7 protein-coding genes are annotated in these 5823 nt (G+C 61.2%); 6 read left to right on the top strand and 1 reads right to left on the bottom strand.

The window, feature by feature from the left end; genetic code table 11:
* Nucleotides 1-905: isomerizing glutamine--fructose-6-phosphate transaminase (locus JJE47_14875; protein ID MBK5268703.1), on the top strand; the 905-nt coding region annotated here is incomplete at its 5' end.
* A gap of 68 nt (nucleotides 906-973) precedes the next feature.
* On the opposite strand, the gene JJE47_14870 is transcribed toward JJE47_14875, so the two are convergent.
* Nucleotides 974-1390 (bottom strand): universal stress protein, encoded by a 417-nt coding sequence (locus JJE47_14870; protein MBK5268702.1) that lies wholly within the window; start codon nucleotides 1388-1390, stop codon nucleotides 974-976.
* 112 nt (nucleotides 1391-1502) lie between these two features.
* On the opposite strand from JJE47_14870, the gene JJE47_14865 reads away from it, so the two are divergent.
* From JJE47_14865 to JJE47_14845, 5 genes are all read left to right on the top strand, one after another.
* Complete coding sequence (locus JJE47_14865) at nucleotides 1503-1931, top strand: hypothetical protein (protein ID MBK5268701.1); 429 nt, start codon at nucleotides 1503-1505, stop codon at nucleotides 1929-1931.
* 9 nt (nucleotides 1932-1940) lie between these two features.
* On the top strand, nucleotides 1941-2153 hold the full coding sequence (locus JJE47_14860; GenBank protein MBK5268700.1) for a hypothetical protein: 213 nt from the start codon (nucleotides 1941-1943) through the stop codon (nucleotides 2151-2153).
* 76 nt (nucleotides 2154-2229) lie between these two features.
* A complete protein-coding gene (locus JJE47_14855; protein MBK5268699.1) occupies nucleotides 2230-2910 on the top strand; it encodes a response regulator transcription factor in 681 nt (226 codons plus the stop codon).
* Nucleotides 2910-4328 carry a HAMP domain-containing histidine kinase gene (locus JJE47_14850; protein MBK5268698.1) on the top strand — a complete coding sequence of 473 codons (1419 nt, stop codon included), beginning with the start codon at nucleotides 2910-2912 and terminating at the stop codon, nucleotides 4326-4328. The genes JJE47_14855 and JJE47_14850 overlap by 1 nt, the downstream gene beginning before the upstream one ends.
* A 20-nt stretch (nucleotides 4329-4348) precedes the next feature.
* Complete coding sequence (locus JJE47_14845) at nucleotides 4349-5776, top strand: GerMN domain-containing protein (protein MBK5268697.1); 1428 nt, start codon at nucleotides 4349-4351, stop codon at nucleotides 5774-5776.
* Nucleotides 5777-5823 lie beyond the last annotated feature (47 nt).

Raw genomic sequence — 5823 nt, 5'->3', positions numbered from 1 at the left:
TGATGGCGAAATACGCGATCGAGCGCTGGGCTCGACTCCCGGTCGAGATCGACATCGCTTCCGAATTCCGGTATCGCGATCCGGTCCTCGATGACCGTACGATGGTCATCGGCATGAGCCAATCTGGCGAGACCGCCGACACGTTGGCCGCCCTTGAGTACGCCAAGGCCCAGGGTGCCTATGTCGTGGCGACCACCAATGTCGTGGACTCATCCATGGCAAGAGTCGCCGACTCTGTGCTGTACACCAGGGCGGGTCCCGAAATCGGAGTGGCGTCGACGAAGACCTTCGTATGTCAACTCGTGCTCATGCAGCTCCTCGGACTGTACTTGGGACAAATTCGCGGGGCCCTTGACGGTGCCACTATCGAGCTCATGGCCAAGTCGATCCGGGAACTTCCCGAGCAAGTGGAACAGCTTCTTGAGCATGCGGACGACATCATGACGATGGCCCGCAAATACAAAGACGTGAAGGACGTTTTCTTTCTGGGACGGGGGGCATCGTTCCCGATCGCCCTTGAAGGGGCACTCAAGCTCAAGGAAATTGCCTACATTCGCGCCGAGGGTTATCCGGCCGGTGAGATGAAACACGGACCGATCGCACTCATCGAAAAGGGCGTCCTGGTGGTCGGAGTCGCACCGAGCAGTCACCTGCATTCCAAGACACTGTCCAACATGGAGGAGGTCAAAGCCCGTTCGGCGACCTTGCTCATGGTGCTGACCGAGGGTGACACCGATGGGCAGCGGATGGCCGACGACGTCGCCTGGGTTCCGCATGCTCCAGAGCTGATCGCACCGGTGACCGCGGTCATCCCGCTTCAGCTCTTTGCGTATGCCATTTCCAAGGCCAGGGGGCTGGACGTCGACAAACCCCGCAACCTGGCCAAAACCGTCACGGTTGAATGAAACTCTGGCTGGGCCGGGCAAAACCCGGTCCAGCCAGAGTCAAGGGTTCAATCGCTTGGTAGTCGCCGCTAGGCGACCGGGTCGCTAACGCGGACGGTCACCACCGGGCACGGCGCTTCCATAATGATCGCCTGGGCGTTACTTCCGAGGATGAGCTTGCCGAGGCTCGAGCGTCGTCTGACCCCGATCACAATCAAGTCTGCGCCTTCGGATTTGGCGACGTCGACGATATCTTCAACCGGCTTGTTTCCAAGCACGAGGCCAGCCAGACGGAAGTTCGAGATACCTTCGTCACGCAGCCGCTGTTCGATACGCTCCCCCGCCTCGCGGTAGGCAATCACATCTTCATCCTTGTCGTGATCACCGCCCCGCGCGGAGTGAATGATCACCAGCCGCGCGTCACTACGCTTTGCTTCGTCTATCGCCCAGTCAAGGGCCACCTTGCCTTCGCCAGTCAATACAAACCCAACCACGATTGTGCTCATCAAGATCCTCTCGTTGTCGTTCATTCTCGTCACTTCAATTCTCGCGTGCGTCCTTTCTCGCCACCTACCGCGATCCACGGTCCGGAGTTCGTCTCAATGCCATACTGGGCTGGTGCATAGAACTGTTCGCGCCTTCATCTACGGGTACTTCCGGGACGAAGCCGCTGCCCCGACCGTCGCAACGATTGCCGATCGGCTCTCTCTTTCGACCTCAGCGGTGCAAGAAGCCCTTGAGGGACTCGCCGAAGCACATGCCATCGTGTTGCAGCCAGGAACCCATACGATCTGGATGGCTCATCCGTTTTCAGGTATCCCCACCGACTACACCGCCTCCGTGGCAGACCGGACCTGGTTCGCCAACTGCGGGTGGGACTCGATCGCCATCCTGGCGTTGCTCGGAGATGGAACGTTCGCCTCGAAAGATCCGCTCACCGGGGCGACCAACCAGTGGACCGTAACGGACGGCACCATCGTTCCCGACGGGGTTGTGCACTTCCTGGTGCCTGCCCGACAGTTCTGGGACGACATCGGCTACACCTGAGGCAACATCATGGCCTTCCGGTCGGAAGGCGATGTCGAACAATGGGTGCAGTCACAAGGAACCGAAATCGGGGCAATCGTGGATATGCAAACCGTGTTTCAATTAGGTCATGATTGGTATTCGGGGCGGTTCGATCCAAACTGGGATCGCCCTGACGCCGATGACGTAGTTTCTATGTTTGCCTCGCTTGGCCTAACCGGACCGTTCTGGTCACTGAGTTAGCTGGAGCTCGGTCTGATCCAGCCCATCGTGGGTGCGAAACGCCATTCCCGCCCGGACATGCGACCATAATCACCAGATGGACGCTCGCATTCTTATCGTCGAAGACGACGAATCGATTCGAGAGACAACCGCGATCGGGCTTCGACAGGCGGGCTTCACCGTGGCCGAAGCCTCCGACGGCCACGAGGGCTTGAGGTTGTTTCGGGACTGGCGCCCTGACGCGATTCTGCTCGATGTGATGCTGCCAAAACTCGACGGGCTTGAGGTCTGTCGGTCCATCCGCAAAGAAGCCACCGTTCCCATAGTCATGCTGACTGCCCGGTCTGACACGATCGACGTTGTCGTTGGGCTCGAAGCCGGTGCCGACGACTACATCACCAAGCCATTCGAGTTCCCGGTCCTGGTGGCTCGTCTCCGGGCCGTCCTGCGGCGATCAACCGAGACACACCAAGCCGACCTGCTGACGTTGGGACCACTGACGATCGACCAGACGGGCTATGAGGTCACCAAAGACGACGAGCTCGTCCGGCTGAGCAATACTGAATTTGAACTCCTGGCTACCCTCGCCGGCCGACCCAAGCAGGTGTTCACCCGCGAAATGCTGCTGGACCGGGTCTGGGGCTACGACTATCTCGGCGACTCCCGACTCGTCGATGTGGCCGTCCAGCGTTTGCGCGCAAAAGTAGAAGACAACCCCGCCGAACCGGTCCTGATCTTAACGGTCCGCGGGGTGGGCTATCGCGCCGGTCACAGCTGATGCGTCGGCGGCTCATCGGGACCACCCTGATGTTGGTCGGGCTGACCGCCGCAGTGCTCGCGGCGGCGGTTTGGCTGGTCGTGTCAGGCGCCTTACGGAGCCAACTGATTGTTGACACGACCAGTCGCGTCGAGTTCGCCGCAGCCGTGCTTGCCCCTGCCAGGCTCGATGCCACGCCTACTCTCGACGAGTTCGTGGCGGCACAGTTCGACGCTGATCTCCGTCTCGCCGGCGATGAGGGTCTATACGTCGACTTCGGGGAAGGAGAACCGTTCGTGTCGGGGTTCAGGTTCTCAACGCCTCCCGATGCTCAACTGGTCTCGCCGGTGGCCGACGGCAACCTGGCCTGGCAGTGGACGACGGTCGCCAACGAGGGCTACCTCGTGGCCGGTGCCCGTACGCCATCGACCGGCCCCGATCTGTACCTCTTCGTTCCGACGGCCGAGCTTGATGCGACGCTGGCCTCCCTGCGGAACGCTGCGCTTCTGGTGGGGCTTCTCGTGATCGCCATCGGAGGCCTCGTCGCCAGGCGAGTTGCTCGCCAGGTACTCAAACCCGTCGGCGAAGCAGCCCACGCCGCTCGGAAGATGGCGGCCGGTGACCTAGCCACCCGACTCGATGACAACTCGACCGACGAATTCGGCGACTGGGCAGGTGCATTCAATCAGATGGCTGTCAGTCTCGAATCGACCATTGCCCAACTCCGCGACTCCGAAGAGCTACAGCGACGGTTCGTTGCCGACGTCGCACACGAATTGCGCACCCCGGTCACCGGTCTCGTCAACGAAGCCGAACTACTGCGACGACAGATCGATGAATTACCGGGCGAACTGCGGCGCGTGGCGCAGCTTCTTATTCACGACGTCGGTAGGTTGCGGCGGTTGGTTGACGATCTGCTCGAGATTTCCCGACTCGATGCCTCGTCCGACCCGATCCGACCTGAACCGTTCGACATTCGGGACTTTCTCAAGGCCCACGTCGCTGATCGCCTGCCCGGAGCGGTCCTCGCGTGCGAACCGCACAGGATTGTTACCGATCGCCGGCGACTCGACCGGATCGTCGGCAACGTATTGAGCAACGCGGCCTCTCACGCCGGGGGTAGCGAAGTGGACATCGAAAGCTATGTGGACGACGGACGGCTCACGATCTCGATATCGGATCGAGGACCCGGATTCGACGGGGACCTCGAGTGGTTGTTCGGCAGGTTCTCGCAGGCCGACGCTTCCCGGTCTGGGTCCGGATCGGGCCTTGGCCTGGCGATCGCCCGGGACCACGCTCGATCGCTCGGCGGCGATCTCGCTGCCCTCCGCCGCACAGCTGGCGGGCTGACATTTCGACTCGACATACCTGTGACAGAACTGTTACCCAACGGTGAAGATGACGTGATGTTGGCGTCGCATGATGACGGTGAACGATGATCAACAAGGAGGAGCGCATCATGCGTACCAGGTTCACCACAATCGCCGCCACCACCCTGCTCCTGGTCGGAGCATGCGGATCAGGCCAGGTGCAAATCGGAGGGCAAGTCACCACACCATCTGAACCAACCACGACTACCACACCAGGTAGCACCCCCGTAACCACTGTCCCCACCGACAGCGCGACTCAGGACATGTTGCCAATCACCGTCTATTTTCTCGCCGACGACGGGGACTCCAAGATCCGGCCGGGGCCGTTCTTGATTCCGGTCGAACGGCAGATGCCGATCGAAGCGGACACTCTCACCGGACCTGTTCCACCTCTCACAGGCGCTATCAAGGCGCTACTCGCAGGACCGACCGAGGCAGAGTCGGCGGGCACGCCGGCGATCAGCAGCAGCGTCCCCACCACCAGCACCCTGCTCGGTGTGACGGTAAGCGGTATGACCTTTGATGAGAACGGTGCTGCGATTGGCGTAGGAACTGCCGAGATCAATCTGTCGGGCGGGTTCGAGTCGGGCGGCGGAACGTTCTCGATTTCAAGCCGACTCGCGCAGTTGGTCTACACGGCGACCGCCTTCAATGGCATCGATGCTGTCCGACTCCTTATCGACGGCCAACCAGCCGACGTCTTCTCGAGTGAAGGGCTCGTCATTGACGCTCCCCTGACCCGCGACGACTTCATCGATCTAGTGCCGGGCATCCTGGTCGAGAGTCCGGCGTCGGGGGCAGTCGTCTCAGGACCGGTGTGGCTTCGGGGTACTGCAGCCGTTTTCGAAGCCGTTTTCCAGGCCCGCCTGGAGGCGGACGGAGTCGTCTTATGGGAGGGGATCGTCGAAACAACCAACGGTATGGGATGGGGGGCGTTCGATACCGGTATCGGCTATGACGTAGCTGTCGAAACTCCGGCCACACTGACCGTCTGGGAATACTCCGCTGAGGACGGCAGTGTTATCAACGAGCGCACCCACCATCTGCTTCTAAAACCGTGGACGAGGGTCACGGAAAACGGATGCCCGACCATTCCGGGGCTGGTGGCGGTCGGACCCGGAGATCTCCAGTTTGGGCAGGTACAGCAGGCACAGGATGTGCCGGGCGGCGTTGGACTGACCATCGACCCGGCTCGCTTCCTTACCGGTGAGATGGCCCTGGCAGCCGCAGCTGTCGACGGCCAGGAAGCGCCCAACGACTTCTACATCCAGATGACCGGAGCGCCCCATACCAGGGTTGTTCCGGCTGACGCCACCGTCTGTCTCATCGCCGCCAACGGGACAGGAGCCTTTCTTGAGGATCGGGGCTACCCGCAGCTCCAGCGGATCACGCCGGCCGAGTATGCAGCGATCTACGCTGATTTCGACTCAACCAAGTGGTACTCGGGCGGTCGATGGGTTTGGTACACACTTGACGGGGACGTCATCACGTCGGTCGTGGAGCAGTACCTGCCGTAAGCCACGAGTCCCCAAAACGGTCGCCTGGCGCGGTACAACTTAAAAAG

The sequence above is a fragment of the Acidimicrobiia bacterium genome, assembly GCA_016650365.1.
Taxonomy (GTDB): domain Bacteria; phylum Actinomycetota; class Acidimicrobiia; order Spongiisociales; family JAENVV01; genus JAENVV01.
This window is presented reverse-complemented; position numbering and strand designations above follow the sequence as displayed.

Bases quoted from the DNA above. Each gene is read 5' to 3' on its own strand.
- JJE47_14855 (MBK5268699.1), top strand. From the start codon at position 2,230: ATGGACGCTCGCATTCTTATCGTCGAAGACGACGAATCGATTCGAGAG.
- JJE47_14845 (MBK5268697.1), top strand. From the start codon at position 4,349: ATGCGTACCAGGTTCACCACAATCGCCGCCACCACCCTGCTCCTGGTC.
- JJE47_14870 (MBK5268702.1), bottom strand. From the start codon at position 1,390: ATGAGCACAATCGTGGTTGGGTTTGTATTGACTGGCGAAGGCAAGGTG.
- JJE47_14850 (MBK5268698.1), top strand. From the start codon at position 2,910: ATGCGTCGGCGGCTCATCGGGACCACCCTGATGTTGGTCGGGCTGACC.
- JJE47_14860 (MBK5268700.1), top strand. From the start codon at position 1,941: ATGGCCTTCCGGTCGGAAGGCGATGTCGAACAATGGGTGCAGTCACAA.